Origin of the sequence: Pseudarthrobacter niigatensis (assembly GCF_030812615.1) — a bacterium.
GTDB lineage: Bacteria > Actinomycetota > Actinomycetes > Actinomycetales > Micrococcaceae > Arthrobacter > Arthrobacter niigatensis.
Window position 1 is genome coordinate 1 of the sequence record NZ_JAUSTB010000021.1, and the last position, 17,776, is coordinate 17,776.

14 protein-coding genes and 3 riboswitches are annotated in these 17,776 nt (G+C 66.3%); of the genes, 7 read left to right on the forward strand and 7 right to left on the reverse strand.

Annotation, left to right across the window (positions count from 1 at the left end):
- The 5 genes from J2T23_RS19120 to gcvP form a co-directional block, all read right to left on the reverse strand.
- Positions 1–110: serine dehydratase beta chain (locus tag J2T23_RS19120; RefSeq protein WP_307362677.1), on the reverse strand; the 110-nt coding region annotated here is incomplete at its 3' end.
- Between the two features lie 288 nt (positions 111–398).
- Positions 399–1,721 carry a serine hydroxymethyltransferase gene (gene glyA / locus J2T23_RS19125; protein WP_141183129.1) on the reverse strand — a complete coding sequence of 441 codons (1,323 nt, stop codon included), beginning with the start codon at positions 1,719–1,721 and terminating at the stop codon, positions 399–401.
- The gene (gcvH, locus tag J2T23_RS19130) at positions 1,718–2,101 is read right to left on the reverse strand and encodes a glycine cleavage system protein GcvH (protein WP_141158408.1); all 384 of its coding nucleotides are present in this window, start codon (positions 2,099–2,101) and stop codon (positions 1,718–1,720) included. The genes glyA and gcvH overlap by 4 nt, the downstream gene beginning before the upstream one ends.
- Positions 2,102–2,147: 46 nt before the next feature.
- A complete protein-coding gene (gcvT, locus tag J2T23_RS19135; RefSeq protein ID WP_307362628.1) occupies positions 2,148–3,260 on the reverse strand; it encodes a glycine cleavage system aminomethyltransferase GcvT in 1,113 nt (370 codons plus the stop codon).
- Between the two features lie 10 nt (positions 3,261–3,270).
- Positions 3,271–6,123 (reverse strand): aminomethyl-transferring glycine dehydrogenase, encoded by a 2,853-nt coding sequence (gene gcvP, locus J2T23_RS19140; protein WP_307362630.1) that lies wholly within the window; start codon positions 6,121–6,123, stop codon positions 3,271–3,273.
- 153 nt (positions 6,124–6,276) lie between these two features.
- A riboswitch (glycine riboswitch) is annotated at positions 6,277–6,376 on the reverse strand.
- A 313-nt stretch (positions 6,377–6,689) separates the two neighbouring features.
- Positions 6,690–6,787, forward strand: a riboswitch (glycine riboswitch).
- A 153-nt stretch (positions 6,788–6,940) separates the two neighbouring features.
- Between gcvP and cycA the strand changes: the two genes are divergently transcribed.
- The 5 genes from cycA (at position 6,941) to J2T23_RS19165 (ending at position 12,216) form a co-directional block, all read left to right on the forward strand.
- Positions 6,941–8,452, forward strand: coding sequence for a D-serine/D-alanine/glycine transporter (gene cycA, locus J2T23_RS19145; RefSeq protein ID WP_141183132.1), 1,512 nt, complete (start codon positions 6,941–6,943; stop codon positions 8,450–8,452).
- 17 nt (positions 8,453–8,469) lie between these two features.
- Positions 8,470–9,375, forward strand: coding sequence for a formyltetrahydrofolate deformylase (gene purU, locus J2T23_RS19150; protein WP_307362633.1), 906 nt, complete (start codon positions 8,470–8,472; stop codon positions 9,373–9,375).
- A gap of 92 nt (positions 9,376–9,467) precedes the next feature.
- Positions 9,468–9,567, forward strand: a riboswitch (glycine riboswitch).
- Positions 9,568–9,720: 153 nt separating this feature from the next.
- Positions 9,721–10,557: a methylenetetrahydrofolate reductase gene (locus J2T23_RS19155; protein WP_307362636.1), complete on the forward strand. Its 837-nt coding sequence runs from the start codon at positions 9,721–9,723 to the stop codon at positions 10,555–10,557.
- Between the two features lie 122 nt (positions 10,558–10,679).
- Positions 10,680–11,483: a hypothetical protein gene (locus J2T23_RS19160; protein ID WP_141158404.1), complete on the forward strand. Its 804-nt coding sequence runs from the start codon at positions 10,680–10,682 to the stop codon at positions 11,481–11,483.
- On the forward strand, positions 11,467–12,216 hold the full coding sequence (locus tag J2T23_RS19165; protein WP_307362639.1) for a LamB/YcsF family protein: 750 nt from the start codon (positions 11,467–11,469) through the stop codon (positions 12,214–12,216). The genes J2T23_RS19160 and J2T23_RS19165 overlap by 17 nt, the downstream gene beginning before the upstream one ends.
- A gap of 135 nt (positions 12,217–12,351) precedes the next feature.
- Here J2T23_RS19165 and J2T23_RS19170 read toward each other — a convergent pair whose 3' ends face one another.
- Together J2T23_RS19170 and J2T23_RS19175 are read right to left on the reverse strand one after the other, a co-directional pair.
- Positions 12,352–13,896, reverse strand: a complete 1,545-nt coding sequence (locus J2T23_RS19170) for an HNH endonuclease signature motif containing protein (RefSeq protein ID WP_307362642.1) — start codon at positions 13,894–13,896, stop codon at positions 12,352–12,354.
- 159 nt (positions 13,897–14,055) lie between these two features.
- Positions 14,056–15,333 (reverse strand): DUF445 domain-containing protein, encoded by a 1,278-nt coding sequence (locus tag J2T23_RS19175; protein WP_371706649.1) that lies wholly within the window; start codon positions 15,331–15,333, stop codon positions 14,056–14,058.
- A gap of 133 nt (positions 15,334–15,466) precedes the next feature.
- On the opposite strand from J2T23_RS19175, the gene J2T23_RS19180 reads away from it, so the two are divergent.
- The gene (locus J2T23_RS19180; RefSeq protein WP_141158401.1) at positions 15,467–16,366 is read left to right on the forward strand and encodes a glycerophosphodiester phosphodiesterase; all 900 of its coding nucleotides are present in this window, start codon (positions 15,467–15,469) and stop codon (positions 16,364–16,366) included.
- A 7-nt stretch (positions 16,367–16,373) separates the two neighbouring features.
- Positions 16,374–17,765: a CoA transferase gene (locus J2T23_RS19185; RefSeq protein WP_307362648.1), complete on the forward strand. Its 1,392-nt coding sequence runs from the start codon at positions 16,374–16,376 to the stop codon at positions 17,763–17,765.
- The last annotated feature ends 11 nt before the right edge of the window (positions 17,766–17,776 follow it).

A 17,776-nucleotide genomic window follows, 5' to 3' on the forward strand; every position in this document is an offset into this window, starting at 1 on the left:
GAGGCCTTCAACTCCTCAGCGAACACAGCAGCAGCCCGCATCGGCCCCACAGTATGCGAAGACGACGGGCCAATCCCGATCGAAAAAAGATCAAAGACTCCGACTGCCATAACTAAATCCTTACTGAAACTGTGGTTCGGTTGGTGTGGCCGGGCTGGGGTGGAGCGGGCAGGACATCCTCTGCGTGCTCGGTCGCGAAGACGCCCGCTAAGCGGACGTGACGCTCCCTTAGACGCACGCTGCCGGATGCCCCGCCCACTCCGAGGGTCTGTCACCAAGGCGACATGCCCACGAGGGGACGGCGGAGCCGGACTTTTCGAAAGCCTGCGTCAAAGCGACGAAGGAGCAGCAGGCGTGAAAATGTCCGGTCCGCCGGGCCCGTTAGCGATCACGATCCCTTAGGACAGGGGTGCCACGCCCGGGTAGAGCGGGTGGGCTGCTGCGAGTGCTTCGACGCGGTGACGGAGCCCCGAAAGGTCCGCGTCGGCGTCGGCAATCAAGGCCTCGGCGATGATGTCGGCTACCTCGCGGAAGGCAGCCTCACCGAAGCCACGGGTGGCCAGGGCGGGGGTGCCGATGCGCAGGCCCGATGTCACCATCGGCGGACGCGGATCAAACGGGACCGCGTTGCGGTTGACCGTGATGTCGATCGCGGCGAGGCGGTCTTCCGCCTGCTGGCCGTCGAGTTCGCAGTTGCGCAGGTCCACCAGGACCAGGTGCACGTCCGTCCCGCCGGACACCACGCTGATGCCCTTTGCCGTGACGTCCGGCTGGACCAGGCGCTCGGCGAGGATGGATGCGCCGAGCAGGACGCGTTCCTGCCTCTCCTTGAACTCGGGGGACGCTGCGATCTTGAATGCCACGGCCTTGCCGGCAATGACGTGCTCCAGCGGGCCGCCCTGCTGGCCGGGGAAGACAGCCGAGTTGATCTTCTTGGCGATGTCGGCGTCGTTGGAGAGGATGATGCCGCCGCGCGGACCGGCGAGGGTCTTGTGCGTGGTGGACGTTACTACGTGGGCGTGCGGCACCGGGCTGGGGTGCAGTCCGGCTGCCACGAGGCCGGCGAAGTGCGCCATGTCCACCATGAGGTAGGCGCCCACAAGGTCGGCGATGCGGCGGAACTCCGCGAAGTCCAGCTGGCGGGCGTAGGCCGACCAGCCGGCAACGATGAGCTGCGGCTTCGTTTCCAGCGCCAGCCGTTCCACTTCTGCCATGTCGATCGTGTGGGTGTCTTCGCGGACCTGGTACGGGACCACGTTGTAGAGCTTGCCGGAAAAGTTGATCCGCATGCCGTGGGTCAGGTGGCCGCCGTGGGCCAGGTTCAGGCCCATGATGGTGTCGCCGGGCTTGATCAGCGCGTGCATCACCGAGGCGTTGGCCTGGGCGCCGGAGTGCGGCTGCACGTTGGCGAACCCGGCACCGAAGAGCGCCTTGACCCGGTCGATGGCGAGCTGCTCGGTGACGTCCACGTGCTCGCAGCCACCGTAGTAGCGCTTGCCCGGGTAGCCTTCGGCGTACTTGTTGGTCAGGACGGAGCCCTGCGCCTGCATCACGGCTACGGCGGTGTGGTTCTCCGAGGCGATCATTTCCAGGCCCTCACGCTGGCGGCCCAATTCGTCGTCGATCTTGGCGGCGATTTCGGGGTCCAACGCGGACAGGTCCGCGTTGAGGCTCGGGGAGACTACCTGCTCGAACACTGCGGTGTCAGCGGGGGCACTCACAGTTCGCCGCCGTTCGCTTCGGCGTATTCCTCTGCGGACAGCAGCGGGCCCTCTTCGGTGACGGTGACCTTGAAGAGCCAGCCGGCGCCGTACGGATCGTTGTTGATCACGGCAGGGTCGCTGACGACGTCGTCGTTGACTTCCGTGACCTCGCCCGTGACGGGGGAGTACAGGTCCGAGACGGACTTGGTGGACTCGATCTCGCCACAGGTCTCGCCGGCCGTCACGGTGGAGCCAACCTCGGGCAGGTCCACGTAGACGATGTCGCCCAGTGCTTCGGCGGCGACAGCGGACACGCCAACCACGGACGGGCCGGAGCCGTCAGCGGCGATCCATTCGTGCTCGGCGGAATACTTCAGTTCGGCGGCAACTTTAGCCATGGTGTTTTTCCTTAAGTTTGGGGTTCAAGAGTGGGGAAGCGCGAAGCTACTTTTGGCGCTTGTAGAACGGCAGGGCGACAACCTCGAAGGGCTCGGCCTTGCCGCGCAGGTCCACGTCCAGTGCGGTGCCCAGCCCGGCGTGCTCGACGTCGACGTAGGCCAGTGCTACAGGGTAGCCCAGGGTGGGGCTGGGCTGGCCGGAGGTCACCTCGCCCACCACGTTGCCGTCCTTGAGGACCGGGTAGCCACCACGGCCCGCGCGCCGGCCGAGGCCCTTCAGGCCGACGAGCTTGCGCTTGGAGCCGGACTCCTTGGCTGCCTCGAGTGCGGCCCGTCCCACGAAGTCGCCTTCCTTGGACTTGAGCGCAACGACGGGGCCAAGGCCGGCGTCGAACGGTGAACGCTCCAGGGACAGCTCATTGCCGTACAGCGGCATGCCGGCCTCGAGGCGGAGTGAGTCGCGCGATGCGAGGCCGCAGGGAATGATGCCGAACTCTTCGCCGGCTTCGGCCACCTTGGCCCACAGGTTCGCGGCGTCGGCGTTCGGAATGAACAGTTCGAAGCCGTCCTCGCCGGTGTATCCGGTGCGGGCCAGGATGACATTGTGGCCGGCGATGGTGAGCTCGTTGAACGCGTAGTACTTCAGGCCGGTGACCAGGGCGTGCTGGGATTCATCCGTGAGCTTGAGCAGGATGGCCTCGGCGTTGGGTCCCTGGACTGCGACGAGGGAGGTGGCCGACGACGCGTCCTCCACCTTGACGTCGAAGTTAACTGCCCGTTCGGCGAGGGCTGCCGCCACGGTGGGGGCGTTGCCGGCGTTGGGGACCACCAGGTATTTTTCGTCGCCGAAACGGTAAGTGATGAGGTCGTCGATGATGCCGCCGTCCTCGTTGCAGATCAGCGAGTACTTGGCCTTGCCATCCGCGATGGCGGACAACTTGCCCACCAGGGCGTAATCCAGGAAGGCGCCGGCTTCGGGGCCGGTGACCCAGACTTCGCCCATGTGGGAGAGATCGAACAGGCCCGCAGCTTTGCGGACGGCGTGGTGCTCGGCCAGTTCGGAGCTGTACTTGAGCGGCATCTGCCAGCCGCCGAAGTCGGTGAAGGAAGCGCCCAGCTTCTTGTGCTCTTCGTAGAGAGCCGTGTAGTTCTCAGTCATTGGGGGATCCTTAGTTTTCGAACTCGGACAGCGGCGGGCAGGAGCAGATCAGGTTCCGGTCTCCACCGGCGCCGTCGATCCGGCCTACCGGCGGGAAGTACTTGTCCTGCTTGAGGTGGTGGACGGGGAAGACAGCCTGTTCGCGGCTGTACTGCCGGGTCCATTCGGAGTTCACGACGGCGGACGCGGTGTGGGGTGCGTTGCGCAGCGGGGAGTCCTGGACAGAGAAGTCGCCGTTGGCCACCTGGTCAATTTCCTTGCGGATGGTGATCATGGCCTCGATGAAGCGGTCGATCTCGGCCAGGTCCTCGGACTCGGTGGGCTCCACCATCAGCGTGCCGGCCACCGGGAACGCCAGGGTGGGGGCGTGGAAACCGTAGTCGATGAGGCGCTTGGCCACATCCTCCGCGGTGACACCGGTCCTGGCCGTGAGTTCGCGCAGGTCCAGGATGCATTCGTGCGCCACGAGGCCACCTTCGCCGGTGTAGAGGACCGGGAAGTAGTCGTTCAGGCGCACGGCGACGTAGTTCGCAGCGAGCAGGGCTGCCTTGGTGGCCTCGGTCAGGCCTTCCCCGCCCATGAGCTTCACGTAGGCCCAGGAGATCGGGAGGACTCCGGCGGAGCCGAAGTTCGAGGCGCTGATGGCCACGCCGTGGCCTTCTTCATGCGCTGCCTTGTTCGCGTCGCCGGGCATGAACGGTGCCAGGTGGGCCTTCGCCGCGACCGGCCCGACGCCGGGTCCGCCGCCGCCGTGCGGGATGCAGAAGGTCTTGTGCAGGTTCAGGTGGGACACATCCCCGCCGAACTTGCCCGGCTGGGCCAGGCCCACCAGGGCGTTCAGGTTGGCGCCGTCAACGTAGACCTGGCCGCCGGCAGCATGGACGGCCTCGCAGATCTCGGTCACGTCCGCATCGTAGACGCCGTGGGTGGACGGGTAGGTGATCATGATCGCCGAGAGGACGTCTTTGTTCGCCTCGATCTTTGCGTACAGGTCCTCGTGGTCAATCGTTCCATCCGCGGCCGTGGCAACGACGACGACCTTCATGCCGGCCAGGACGGCGGAGGCGGCGTTGGTGCCGTGGGCCGAGGCCGGGATCAGGCAGACGTTGCGCTGGGTGTCGCCGTTCGCGCGGTGGTAGCCGCGGATGGCCAGCAGGCCGGCGAGCTCGCCCTGGGACCCGGCGTTGGGCTGGAGGGACACCTGGTCGTAGCCGGTGATTTCCGCCAAGTCGGCTTCCAGGCCACGGATCAGTTCACGCCAGCCTTCGGTCTGGGAGTCCGGGGCGAAGGGGTGGATGGAGGCGAACTCCGGCCAGGAGATGGCTTCCATCTCGGCGGTGGCGTTCAGCTTCATGGTGCACGAGCCCAGCGGGATCATGGTGCGGTCCAGCGCGAGGTCCCGGTCAGAGAGCTTGCGGATGTAGCGCAGCAGCTGGGTCTCGGACCGGTGGGTGTTGAACACCGGGTGCTGCATGTACTCGGAGGTGCGGAGCACCTCTGCGGGCAGTTCGAAGCCCTCGGCGTCCACCACGGGGCCGGCACCGAAGGCGACGGCGATCGCGGACAGGATTTCCGGCGTCGTGGTTTCATCCGTGGACACGCCGATGGTGTCGGCATCAATATGCCGCAGGTTGATCCCGCGTGCTTCAGCAGCGGTGATGACCTTGGCGGCCTTGCCGGGAACGGAGACCGTGACTGTGTCGAAGAACGTCTCAGTGGCCAGTTCCCGGCCTGCGACCTTGAGGGTGGTGGCCAGGGCGCGGGCGTTGTTGTGGACGCGCTCGGCGATGGCCTTCAGTCCGTCCGGGCCGTGGTAGACGGCGTAGAAGGAGGACACGATGGCCAGCAGGGCCTGCGCGGTGCAGATGTTGGAGGTGGCCTTCTCGCGGCGGATGTGCTGCTCGCGCGTCTGCAGCGCCAGGCGGTAGGCCGGGAGGCCGGCGTCGTCCTTGGACACGCCCACCAGGCGGCCGGGCATGGAACGCTCCAGGCCCTTGGCCACGGCCATGTAGGCGGCGTGCGGCCCGCCGAAGAACAGCGGCACCCCGAAACGCTGGGTGGAGCCGACGGCGATGTCGGCGCCCTGCTCGCCCGGAGGCGTGATCAGGGTCAGGGCCAGCAGGTCGGCGGCGACGGTAACCAGTGCACCGCGTTCCTTCGCCTCGGCGATCACGCCTGCGTGGTTGAAGACGCGGCCTGAGGCGCCGGGCTGCTGGAGCACGATCCCGTTGATCGCACCTTCAGGCAGGCCCTTGGACAGGTCGGCAACCTCAACCTCGAAGCCGAGCGCCTCGGCGCGGCCCTTGACGATGGCGATGGTCTGGGGCAGGACGTCGGCGTCCAGGACGGTCCTGCCGTCGCGGGTGTCCTTGTTTTTGTTGGCGCGGCGCATCATCAGCACGGCCTCGGCCACGGCGGTGGCTTCGTCCAGCAGGGAGGCGTTGGCGATGGGCAGCCCTACCAGGTCCTGGACCATGGTCTGGAAGTTCAGGAGTGCCTCGAGCCGGCCCTGGGAAATTTCGGGCTGGTAGGGCGTGTAGGCGGTGTACCAGGCAGGGGCTTCCAGCACGTTCCGGCGGATCACCGCAGGCGTGATGGTGTCGTAGTAGCCCTGGCCGATCATCTGGACAGCGGTCTTGTTCTTGGCGGCCAGCCGGCGCAGTTCCGCAAGCACCTCAACCTCGCTGAGGGCGCCCTTGAGCGCGAGCGGCTTGGACTGGCGGATCGAATTGGGGACGGCGATGTCCACCAGGCCGTCAACGCTGTCGTAGCCAACGGCCTTGAGCATGGTGTCCACGTCAGCCTGGCGGCGTGCACCGATGTGCCGGTCCGCAAAGACAGACGGTTGGGATTGAATCGTCATGAGGAACTCCAGGATTGGCCGGCCACGGGTGGCTCGGCATGGATCGGGTCCCTCCCCGCTCTGTATTGGACCTGAGAGATTCCGCAAACCCAGCCAGGGCCTGCTTGCACCGTCGGTGAGTACTGCCGGAGCAGCACTGCTTTCCAGAGTCGCCTCGCCGTGACGGTACATGGGCCTGAGAGATTCCTGGGGAGGATTTGCTCCTACGGCGCCTGCCCGGTGATGGCCGGGAGAACTCTCCCGCCACAGCTCGAAAGGCTTATTGAAATGTGGGTGATTCGGCTCACAAGTTACAGGATGGCGGCGCGGGGGTGCAAGTCGGTCCGTCATGAAGCGCGCCGGCGGCAGCATTACGGCGGCGTCGTAATGCCGGGCTTGACTTTTGTTCGTGACGGACACCACACTGAACCCCGTGATCCGGCCGGGCAGCGGAACTGGCCCAAAGAACGCTGGGCGCTCCGTCGCCGGCTGTGATTTCCGGAGGCCCAAAAAATGCGCCGTGCGGCTGGAAAGCCCGCAGCGGATGCACTCCGATAACTGAACACTGATTTACCAATCAACGCTTTTGACCTGCGGCGGGAGAGCCCTGCCGGTACGTTCAGCAGGCGCCGTAGGAGCAAACCCTCCCCAGGAAACTCTCAGGCCCACGTACCGCCGCGGTGAGGCAACTCTGGAAAGCAGCCAGGCCCTGTCCTGGCTCACCGACGGTGCAAGCACGCCATCCCGGCGAGTGGAAACTCTCAGGTCCAAGACAGAGCGGGGAGGAAATCCAATCTTTGCGACACCCCGGGTGCCGCTCGAACGATGGAGTTCCTCAATGACGACCCATTCCCCGACGTCCCCCGGCGGCGGAGCCCCGCACCTGGAGCGGCAGCTCAGCAACCGCCACATCCAACTGATCGCCATCGGCGGCGCAATCGGCACTGGCCTGTTCATGGGTTCCGGCAAGACCATCTCGGCAGCCGGCCCCTCGGTGATCTTCGTATACATGATCATCGGTTTCATGCTGTTCTTCGTCATGCGTGCCATGGGTGAACTGCTGCTCAGCAACCTCAACTACAAGTCCTTCAGCGATTTCGCCGCAGACCTGCTGGGCCCGTGGGCCGGCTTCTTTACGGGCTGGACCTACTGGTTCTGCTGGGTCATCACCGGCATCGCCGATGTCATCGCCATCGCCGGCTACTCCCGGGAACTGTGGCCCGGGGTGCCCCTGTGGATCCCCGGCCTGGCCACCGTAGCCATCCTTCTCCTGCTGAACCTCACCACCGTCAAGGCCTTTGGCGAGACGGAGTTCTGGTTCGCGCTCATCAAGATCATTGCCATTGCTGCGCTGATCATCGTTGGCCTGTTCATGATCTTCACCGGTTTCCAGTCCGACGCCGGTCCTGCCACCTTCACCAACCTGTGGAGCCACGGCGGATTCTTCCCGAACGAGTTCATGGGCTTCGTGGCGGGCTTCCAGATCGCCGTCTTCGCCTTCGTGGGAATCGAACTGGTGGGCACCACCGCCGCCGAGGCCAAGAACCCGGAGCGGAACCTGCCCAAGGCCATCAACTCCATCCCCATCCGCGTGCTCCTCTTCTACGTAGGCGCCCTCATCATCCTGATGGCAGTCACCCCCTGGACCGAGTTCAGGGCCGGCCACAGCCCCTTCATCGCCATGTTCTCCCTGGCAGGCCTGGGCGCCGCAGCCACCATCGTCAACCTCGTGGTGCTTAGCTCCGCGATGTCCTCCGCGAACTCCGGCATCTACTCGACCTCCCGCATGGTCTTCGGCCTTGCCCAGGAAGGCGACGCTCCCGACGTCTTTGGCAAACTGTCCCGGCGGAAGGTGCCCCAGAACGCACTGTTCCTCTCCTGCGTGCTGCTGCTGTCCGGCGTCGTCCTCATGTATGCCGGCCAGGACGTGGGCAAGGCCTTCGACATGGTTACCACCGTCTCAGCTGTCTGCTTCGTCTTTGTCTGGTCGATCATCCTGGCCAGCTACATCGCCTTCCGCCGCCGCCGGCCGCACCTGCATGAAGCATCGAAGTTCAAGATGCCCGGCGGTGTTGCCATGGTCTGGGTGGTCTTCGCCTTCTTCGCTTTCGTGATCTGGACCCTCACCACCCAGCCGGACACCCTGCTGGCCCTGCTGGTCACGCCGGTCTGGTTCATCCTGCTGGGCGCCGCATGGTTCGTCCTCCGCCGCCGGCCCGCACACCAGGCCCGATTCGCCGCGTTCCAGGCTGAACTGCAGGCAGACCAGGACTTCACCGACGCCGCATCCGGCCAGGCCGCCCGTCAGGTTGCCGCCGCAGAAGCGGGGGAAGAGCGGGTCAAGCGGTGATCGGCACGGAAGCCCGCATGTCGCAGGGCAGCACGGCCGCGGCCGGGCAGCGCCAGGCCGTGGCTCCGGAAACGGGCAAGGAATTCGTCCTGACATTCCATTGCCCGGATGCGCTCGGCATCGTCCAGGCGGTGGCGGCCTACCTGCTCGAGCAGGAATGCTACATCGTGGACATCAAGCAGTTCGGGGACCGCGCGAGCGGCAGGTTCTTCATGCGGATCCACGTCACCGCCCAGGTAGAGCTGGAACTCGACCACCTCCGGACCGGTTTCGAGCAGGTGGCCCGGGAGTGGCAGATGGACTGGCGCCTCGAACGCCACGGCCGCAAGCAGCCCATCCTGGTCATGGTGTCCAAATACGACCACTGCCTCAACGACCTCCTGTTCCGCGCCCGCAGCGGTGAGTTGCCCGTCCGGATTGCCGCCGTGGTGTCCAACCACCCGGACCTGGAACCCCTTGCCGCGTGGCACGGTGTCCCGTTCCACCACATCCCGGTCACGCCCGATACCAAGGCGGAAGCTGAGGGGCGCCTGCTGGAACTGGTGGACCAGTACGCAGTGGAACTGGTGGTGCTGGCCCGCTACATGCAGGTGCTCAGCGATGAAGCCACTACGCGCCTCAGCGGCAAGGCCATCAACATCCACCACTCGTTCCTGCCCAGCTTCAAGGGCGCAAAGCCGTACCACCAGGCGTACGCACGCGGTGTCAAGACGGTGGGCGCCACTGCCCACTACGTGAACTCGGAGCTGGACGAGGGGCCCATCATTTCGCAGCAGGTCATCGAGGTGGACCACACGTATTCCGCTTCAGACCTGGTCACGGTTGGCCGCGACGCCGAATGCAAGGCGCTCACGAATGCCGTCCGCTGGCACGCTGAAGGGCGGATAGTCCTCTCCGGCAACCGGACGGTCATCCTCCGCTAGTTGCAGGCCCATCCACGCGGCCGGCGCTGCACTCCTCCCAGGCGGAGGGGCAGGCGCCGGCCGCCGTGGCACCACATTTGAATACAGCCTTTCGAGCTGTGGCGGGAGAGTTCTCCCGGCCATCACCGGGCAGGCGCCGTAGGAGCAAATCCTCCCCAGGAATCTCTCAGGCCCATGTACCGTCACGGCGAGGCGACTCTGGAAAGCAGTGCTGCTCCGGCAGTACTCACCGACGGTGCAAGCAGGCCCTGGCTGGGTTTGCGGAATCTCTCAGGTCCAATACAGAGCGGGGAGGGACCCGATCCATGCCGAGCCACCCGTGGCCGGCCAATCCTGGAGTTCCTCATGACGATTCAATCCCTCATGGCACCAGCCGCCGCATCGATCCCCGCGGCAGGACAGGCCTCCGGTTCCGGGGCAGCGCTGCCCGTCCGGATGCAGGTCAATCCCACCGAGGACGTTGCCGCCCTCTTCCAGGCACACGCTCCCGCCGGCACGGCCCTGACGGTGACCTGCCTGCCGCGCCAAGGTGTGGGGCCGACCATCCGGACAGCCATCGAGCTTGCCTACCTCGGCTTCGAGGTTGTCCCGCACCTGGCCGCACGGAGCATCGAAAGCCGTGGGCAGCTGGCCGGTGTGGTCCGGAACTGCCACGATGCCGGGATCACCGAAGTATTCGCCGTCGGCGGTGACGCATGGGAGCCCGCCGGGCCCTATGACAGCAGCCTTCCGCTGCTGGAGGACCTCGCCGAGCTGTCCGGCGGCACCATCCGGGCCGGTGTGGCGGGCTACCCGGAAGGCCATCCCGGCCACAGCGAACTGCATATGCTTGATGCGTTGCTGGAAAAGCAGCATCTGGCCTCATCCGTGGTGACGCAGCTGTGCTTCTCGGCCTCCCGCATCCAGTGGTACGCAGAAATGCTCCGCCGGGAAGGGGTGCGGCTCCCTGTCTGGGCCGGAGTTGCCGGCACCGTTCCACGGGCGCAGCTCATTCGTGCCGCACTGAAAATCGGTGTGGGCCCGTCCCTCAAACTCCTGAATCGCAGGGGCCCGCTTGGCCGCCGCCTGCTCAAGGGCGGCCTCTACTCACCGCAGGCGATCCTTGCGGAGCTGGAGGGCGGCGGGGTGGTGGAGGGGGTGCACCTGTACACGTTCAACAACCTGGCGGGCACCGGCAGCTAGGGACGAGCGGCGGGGAAGAACCAAGTGCCGGCCGGAAAGTTCAGCATGCTTAGTGTTTGTCCACATAGGATGGATAAGCACGGCAGCCCACCCGCTGCAGGTCGATTTGAATGAAGGTGACCATGGCCAGGCGCAGCAATCCCGCAGTACGAATCGCACAGGAAACCGCCCATAACGCAATGTTCGATGCCGAGGGCAAGCCCAAGCCCGGCGTCCACAACATGCTCCTGAAGGCAGTGCAGGTCCAGCGGCCCTTGGTGGTGGCCTATATCCGCCGGCTCCAGAAGAAGCATCCGCGGGCTACCGCAGCGCAGCTCGCAGACATCGCGGAGCGTGACTACCTTAGGGCGGTGGCCGGCGGAGGTGCCTTGGTGGGCGCCACCGCCGTCGTCCCGGGTGTGGGTACCGTCGCGTCGCTGGGACTGTCTGCGGCCGCGACGGTTGGCTTCCTGGAGGCGACAGCCCTCTATGCGACGTCGCTGGCCGAGCTCCACGGCATTCGCCTCACCAACCCGGAGAAAGCCGGCACCATGGTCATGGCCATCATGCTGGGCGAGGAAGGAACCGCCCTGCTGGGAACCCTGAGCGGACAGGCGGCCGGCGGAGCAAAGCCCGCGGACGTCTGGGGAAACGTGCTGTCCAGGTCCTCGATCCCGGGATTCGGCAGCGTCCGGAAGCGGATCCAGAACGCCTTCCTCAAGAACCTGCTCAAGCGGCAGGGCACCGCGCTGTTCGGACGGGCCCTGCCCTTCGGCATAGGGGCGGTTGTGGGCGGAGCCGGTAACCTCGTGATGGGCCGTGCAGTGGCCAAGAACGCCCGGGAGGCGTTCGGACCCATGCCGGACACCATCCCCGGGGAGCTGACCGCGGCTGCCGGGCCTGACAACCTGACCCTGGAAGGCAACATCCTTGGATCTCAACGCTGACGTAGGCCAATCATTCGGTTCCTGGACCACGGGAGGCGATCCGGCGATGTTCCAGCTGGCCACCAGCGCCAACGTCGCGTGCGGCCTCCACGCGGGCGACCCCGTCACCATGCTGGACAGTTGCCGGGCCGCCTACGAACTGGACGTCACCGTGGGTGCGCACCTCGGCTACCGCGATATGGCCGGGTTCGGCCGGCGTTCGCTGGACATGAGCTTTGATGAGCTATTTGGCGACGTGCTGTACCAGTTGGGCGCCCTCGACGGCGTCGCGCATGCCGTGGGTGCCTCGGTGGACTACGTGAAACCACACGGTGCGCTGTATGACACGCTGATCCACGATGCTGAGCAGGCTTCCGCGCTCGTGGCGGCCGTGAATGCCTACGATCCGGGGCTGCCCATCCTTGGATTCCCCGGCTCGGAGCTGTTGAAGCAGGCCAAGGAGGCCGGCCACCCTGTTTTCACCGAGGCCTACGCCGACCGTGCCTACTTTGCAGACGGTACTTTGGTGCCGCATGCCAGGGAAGACGCCGTGTTGAACGACGTCGACACGATCGTTGAGCGGGCCGTGCGGTTGGCAACAAAAGGCGAAGTGGTGGCGGTTGACGGTTCGGTGGTCCGGATCCAGCCGGACTCCCTGCGGCTGCCCGGCGGCAGCCCCGCAGCCTTGGAGGCGGCGGCCCGCATCCGGGCAGGTCTTGAGGCCGCAGGCGTGGAGCTGGAGGCCTTCGCCTAGAAGGCGGAGTTGCGCTTCTCACCCAGCGATTCAGGACCCAACGACTTCTAGCTCAGGCAGTAGGTAATCAAGGACTGCCGACCGTTGGACCAGGGACCCACTGATTACCGACCGTTGTACTGTCCAGGGCTCGCATCATCCCGACGGCACTAATGGCGTCGCGAGGAGTTCGGCCCAGAGTGGATCGTCGGCCGGCAGGTCGTCAAGGTCCACGTACCTGTCGTCGTCGTCGGGTTCCCACCGCGGGAGGTTTTCGAGGCTGGCCTCCAGGCACTGGCATTCACGGGGCACGTCCCATTGCAGCCATGGTGGCAGGCTTTCCGGTGGCCAGTGGGTTGGTTCTGAATCCTGTTCTTCGGGTTTGTAGTGGCGTCCGGTGGGTGAGGTCCAGCCCGGTGGGTCCTTGCTCGTGGCGGGGCCGGGGGTCCATTGGCTGTGATGTTTGAGCCGATGATGCTTGGGACAGAGCTCGGCCAAGTTACTGGTTCCAGTGGTGCCGCCGTGTTCCCACGCTTGGAGGTGGTCTGTTTCGTTGTCGGGGGTCTTGTTGGTGCAGCCGGGGAACGTGCACTGGGCATCGCGCAGCCTGATCCAGCGTTTGATGGACCCGGTAAGCCGGTAGTTTTTGCGGCCTATTTCCAAGGGTGCGCCGTCGCGTGGGTCGACGAGGATCCGGTAGAGGGAGTCCGCCCCGTCGGCGACGAGTTTGCGGGCCATGGACGCCGGGATCGGGCCGAAACCATCCAGCACTGCTGGTTCGTCGGTCACTCCGAGGAGGGCGAACACGGGCACGGTGACCAGGACGTCGGCCCGTGGGGTGGGAATTTCAGCAAGGTCGGTGGCGGTTCCAGCCCCCAGCAACAGGGATGCGGCGATGTCGGGGCGGAGTTGGGTGAGGGTGCGGGGTTCGTTGGGGCCCTGGAGGCCGCGGGCGGTGGCGGTGGTCCGGTTCCAGATGGCGCACGCGGTATCGCCGGGAAGGTAGAGGGAGACCCAGGCCATGCCGTCCCGGTCCGGGGTGTATTCCATCCGCCGGTCAGCCACCCCTTTCGCATGGCGCTTTTGGATCGATTCGGGGTGGTGGCGTTCCCGCCAGGCACGGATCTTGGCTCGGAACCGGGACGGGACCAGTTCACCGGGCGCGGCACCCCGGGCCGGATCGGGTGCGTCGGGGTGGAAGAAATGCGCCACCAAAGCCGCAGCCCCGACAGCGTCAAGGCCTTCGGTTTCGTCCGCGACAATCCGGGCGTGCTGCCACGACATCACGCCCGCGGCCAAGGCGTTCATGACGGGCGGTAGGGAACAGATCCTGCGCGACTGGTCCACGAACGCCCCGGCGGCCGCGGAGCTGATGGTGAGGACCCCGGCGATCTCCTCCACCACCGACATCTGCGCGTAGGTACGGTCCGTGTCGGACGCGTCCGGGGGAGTCATCGCTTGCTGCAGTTCAACGGCACGGGCAGCCCGCCGCGACTTTACCGCGGCCAGCTGCGCTTCGAGCCGGGCCATCACCTCCAAGCCTTCAAGACACAGCTCATACCGCCGCTGCAACACATCCACACCGGCACCAACACTGGCACCGGCTGCCAGGGAAGCGTCCTCCCGCTCCAGCGCATCCAGGGCAGCAACAGAGACGCCAATACCTTCCGATATCGCTGCCCGGTCCGTGCTGATTCCCATACCGACATCATCGCGCGACCCACTGACATTCTGACCGGCTGCCAGTGAGCACCAAAACCGGGCGCCGTCGTCGTACGCATTCCCGCTGCGCAGGCTCCTCCCCGCACCCCGAATATGCGGCGCGAAAAGGAATCTGCGCAGCGAAAGATCCCGAAGGGGCTACCCAAAAATCAGTTGCGCCACCGTGAAGATCGCCAGCCCGGCCAGGGACCCCACCACGGTGCCGTTAATCCGGATGAACTGCAGGTCCTTGCCTACCTGGAGCTCGATCTTCTGCGAGGTTTCCTCGGCATCCCACCGCGCCACGGTGTCCGTGATAACGCCGGCGATGTCCGAACGGTAGGTGCGCACCAAGTACCCGGCGGCGTCACCGATCCATGCGTTGACCTTCCCTGCCAGTTCGGGATCGTCCACGAGCCGTGACCCAAAGTCGCGCACCGCGGCCTTGAACTTGATGGTGAGTTCGCTGTCCGGATCATCCACGGCACCCAGCAGCGCGTTCTTGACCGTGCCCCAGGTCCGGGAAGCGAGCTCGCGCACCTCGGGATCACCCAACACCTGCGCCTTGATGTCCTCCGCGCGGGCAATCATCGCCGGATCGTGCTGCAGGTCCTGGGCGAGGTCGTTCAGGTATTTGTCGATCGACTGGCGCACCTGGTGGCGGGGATCGGCCTGTACCGCGCGCACGAACTTGAGGATCTCGAGGTAGACCTTGTCGCCCACCAGGCCGTCCACGAACTGCGGAACCCAGGTGGGGGAGCGGTCGGACACCAGGCGGGTGACGGTCTCGTGGTTGTCATCCACCCAGTCCGCGGCGCGGTCCACCAGCAGGTCCACCAGTGTGTGGTGGTGCCCGTCGTGGAAGACCCGCTCCGCCAGCCTGCCCACCGGCGGCCCCCACGGCGGAGCGAGGAGATGCTTGCGGACCATGCCCTCAATGACGGCCTGGACGTCGTCGTCATTCAAAACCTTGAACGCGCCACGGATCACCGCGGCACCTTCCTTGGCCACCCGGTCGGCACCACCGGGCGCTGCCAGCCAAACACCTGCCCGGCGGGCAATGTTGACGCTGGCCAGCTTGTCCTGGACCACCTGCTCGGAGAGGAAGTTGGTCTCCACGAACTCGCCCAGGGAGGCGCCGATCTGGTCCTTGCGGCGCGGAATGATGGCGGTGTGCGGAATCTTGATGCCCATGGGGTACTTGAACAGGGCCGTCACAGCGAACCAGTCGGCCAGTGCGCCCACCATGCCGCCCTCAGCCGCCGCTCGCACGTACTGCAGCCACGGATACTCCTTTTGCAGGGCGAACGCGAAGACAAAGATCACGGCCATGGCGATCAGCAGGCTCAGCGCCAGCAACTTCATTTTCCGCAGCGCTGCCGCCTTTTCGGCGTCACCGGCACCAAGCTGGCGGCTTACGACGGCGCCTGCCGCCATAGTGCCCGGCCGCGGCTCCCGCGCTGGTTCGGTGGGTGCTTCCTGCGTGGTTGGCCCAGTAGTTGCCTCAGAGTTCACCTGCATGTGCCAAGCCTAGCCCTGAAGGCGGGGGCCGGTCGGCTACCGTGTGTCCATGACAATTGACGAGTCAGTGCCGCAGCGGCCGCTGGTCTTTGCCCACCGCGGTTCCAGCGGCACGTATGCCGAACACACCCGTGCCGCCTACCTCCAGGCCCTGGCCGACGGCGCGGACGGAGTGGAGTGCGACGTCCACCTGACGCGCGACCAGCACGTGGTCCTGCTCCATGACGCCAACCTGGACCGCACGTCGGACGGCACGGGTCCGGTGGCCGAGCGGACGCTGGAGGAGTTGCGCCAGCTGGACTTCTCGTCCTGGAAAGGCGTCCGGATCCCCGAAACGTTCGGGGCACGCTCCGAACAGCTCCTGACCCTTCCGGAACTGCTGGACATCCTTCGCGGCGCGGGCCGGCCCATGAAACTCGCCATCGAGCTCAAGCATCCCAGCCCGTACCAGCTCAAACTGGAGGACCGGGTCCTGGAGGTGCTCCGCAGCGAGGGCTGGGAACCGCAAAGCTCAACCGTGGACAACGTGGCCGTGACCTTCATGAGCTTCAGCCCGGATTCAGTCCGCCACCTGCTCCTCTCCGTACCGCCGCAATATATTTGCCAGCTGGTGGACGACCTCACCATCCATGAAATCCGTGGCGGCCTGGGGGTTGGGCCGATTACCGGCGGGGCCATCGCGAACCTGATGAAAGCCACCCAGTTGGAGGGCGAACGGATCCTGGACGACTGCGAGGTGGGCATGGCCGGCCCCGGCATCGAATACGTCAGGGAACGCCCTGAGACAGTCCGCCGCTGGCTGGACTCCGGCCGCCGCTTCAGGGTGTGGACCGTGGACTCCCCTGAGGACGTGTCGCTCTGCCGGGAATTGGGCATCCAGGAGATCACCTCAAACGTGCCGGCGCGTGTCTTGGAACAGCTCCACGCGGCCGCACCGCAGGGAAAGTAGCGCGGTCATGGGCGCCCGCGGCATGCCCCCCGCGCCCCGGTGGTGGGCGGGGAAGCTCGACGTCGAAGGCTTGGCGCTGCAGTCGGTGGAAGCCGCGGCCCAGGCGCTGAACCTGTACTCAGGGATGCCGGGCCGTTTCAGCACCACACCCGAACTGGCAGCGCCCGCCTTCGATTCCTTCGGGCACCTCCGGATTGCGGGGCGCAAGCCGCAGGGCTTCGCGCCCCTGTCCGGCTTCCGGAAGACCGCTGACGGCTGGATCCGGCTTCACGCCAACTACCCCCACCATGAGCAGCGGCTCCTGCACGCGCTGGCTGCCACTGGCGCGGAGGATGTGGACAGGAAACTCCGCTCCATGGCCGCGCTGGACGCCGAGGCCGCAATCCAGGAACAGGGAGGGATAGCCGCGGCCGTCCGGACCCGCAGTGAATGGCTCGCAACCGAAATGGGTCGGGCGGCCGGCTCGGGACCATGGATTGCGGTGGAGCATGCGGACGGCACCACTGGTGGCTTGGGACTGCGGGAAGCTGCAGAAGGAGCAGGCGCCGCTTCCGGCACGGGACGCGGCGCCAGGGACCTGCCGCTGGCCGGGCTGCGGGTGCTGGACCTGACGCGGGTCATCGCCGGCCCAGTCGCTACCCGGCTGCTGGCCGCGCTCGGGGCAGACGTCCTGCGGATCGACCCGCCCGCCTTTCCCGAGATCCAGGACCAGTTCGTGGACACGGCGTTTGGAAAGCGCAGTGCCGTACTCGACCTGGGGCAGGCGGCAAGCCAGGGAAACCTCCAGCAACTCCTGGCCGGCGCGGATGCCGTGGTCACCGGCTACCGGCACGGTGCCCTGGACCGTTTTGGCCTCAGCGGGCGGGAGCTGCTGGCAGCCCGTCCGGAACTGGTGGTGGTCACCTTGGACAGTTGGGGAAGCGCGGGGCCCTGGAGCGGCCTGCGCGGCTTCGACAGTATTGTCCAGGCCGCCTGCGGAATCGCCAGCACTTACGGCATGGAGGACGACGGCGGCTGGCGCCCGGGTGCGCTGCCGGTCCAGGCGCTGGACCACGCCACCGGCTATGGGGTGGCCGCGGCCGCAGTCTGCCTCCTGGCCGCCCGCCGCCGGACCGGGTTGGGCGGTACCGCGCACCTGTCGCTGGCGCGTACCGCGGAGGAGCTGTTTTCCCTGACCGGTGGGCAAGACCCCGACAGCATGAGTGACCCAACCAGCACGGAAAGCCCTGCTGGACTGCGCACCCCAGAATACCGGTCCGTGGCCAGCAGCTATGGGGAGCTGCGCTACGTTGGGCCGCCCCTGCTTGACGCGGGACACCCCCTGGATTTTCAGTCACCGCCGCCACCATATGGCAGCTCGCAGCCTGCCTGGCTGGAAGGCCGGGCAGCGCAGCCGTGAGGCCGTCGCCG

Coding starts and splice junctions, on each gene's coding strand:
- J2T23_RS19185 (WP_307362648.1), top strand. CDS start 16,374: ATGGGCGCCCGCGGCATGCCCCCCGCGCCCCGGTGGTGGGCGGGGAAG.
- J2T23_RS19160 (WP_141158404.1), top strand. CDS start 10,680: ATGGCCAGGCGCAGCAATCCCGCAGTACGAATCGCACAGGAAACCGCC.
- gcvP (WP_307362630.1), bottom strand. CDS start 6,123: ATGACGATTCAATCCCAACCGTCTGTCTTTGCGGACCGGCACATCGGT.
- J2T23_RS19155 (WP_307362636.1), top strand. CDS start 9,721: ATGACGATTCAATCCCTCATGGCACCAGCCGCCGCATCGATCCCCGCG.
- purU (WP_307362633.1), top strand. CDS start 8,470: ATGTCGCAGGGCAGCACGGCCGCGGCCGGGCAGCGCCAGGCCGTGGCT.
- J2T23_RS19175 (WP_371706649.1), bottom strand. CDS start 15,333: ATGGCGGCAGGCGCCGTCGTAAGCCGCCAGCTTGGTGCCGGTGACGCC.
- J2T23_RS19180 (WP_141158401.1), top strand. CDS start 15,467: ATGACAATTGACGAGTCAGTGCCGCAGCGGCCGCTGGTCTTTGCCCAC.
- gcvH (WP_141158408.1), bottom strand. CDS start 2,101: ATGGCTAAAGTTGCCGCCGAACTGAAGTATTCCGCCGAGCACGAATGG.
- cycA (WP_141183132.1), top strand. CDS start 6,941: ATGACGACCCATTCCCCGACGTCCCCCGGCGGCGGAGCCCCGCACCTG.
- J2T23_RS19170 (WP_307362642.1), bottom strand. CDS start 13,896: ATGGGAATCAGCACGGACCGGGCAGCGATATCGGAAGGTATTGGCGTC.
- gcvT (WP_307362628.1), bottom strand. CDS start 3,260: ATGACTGAGAACTACACGGCTCTCTACGAAGAGCACAAGAAGCTGGGC.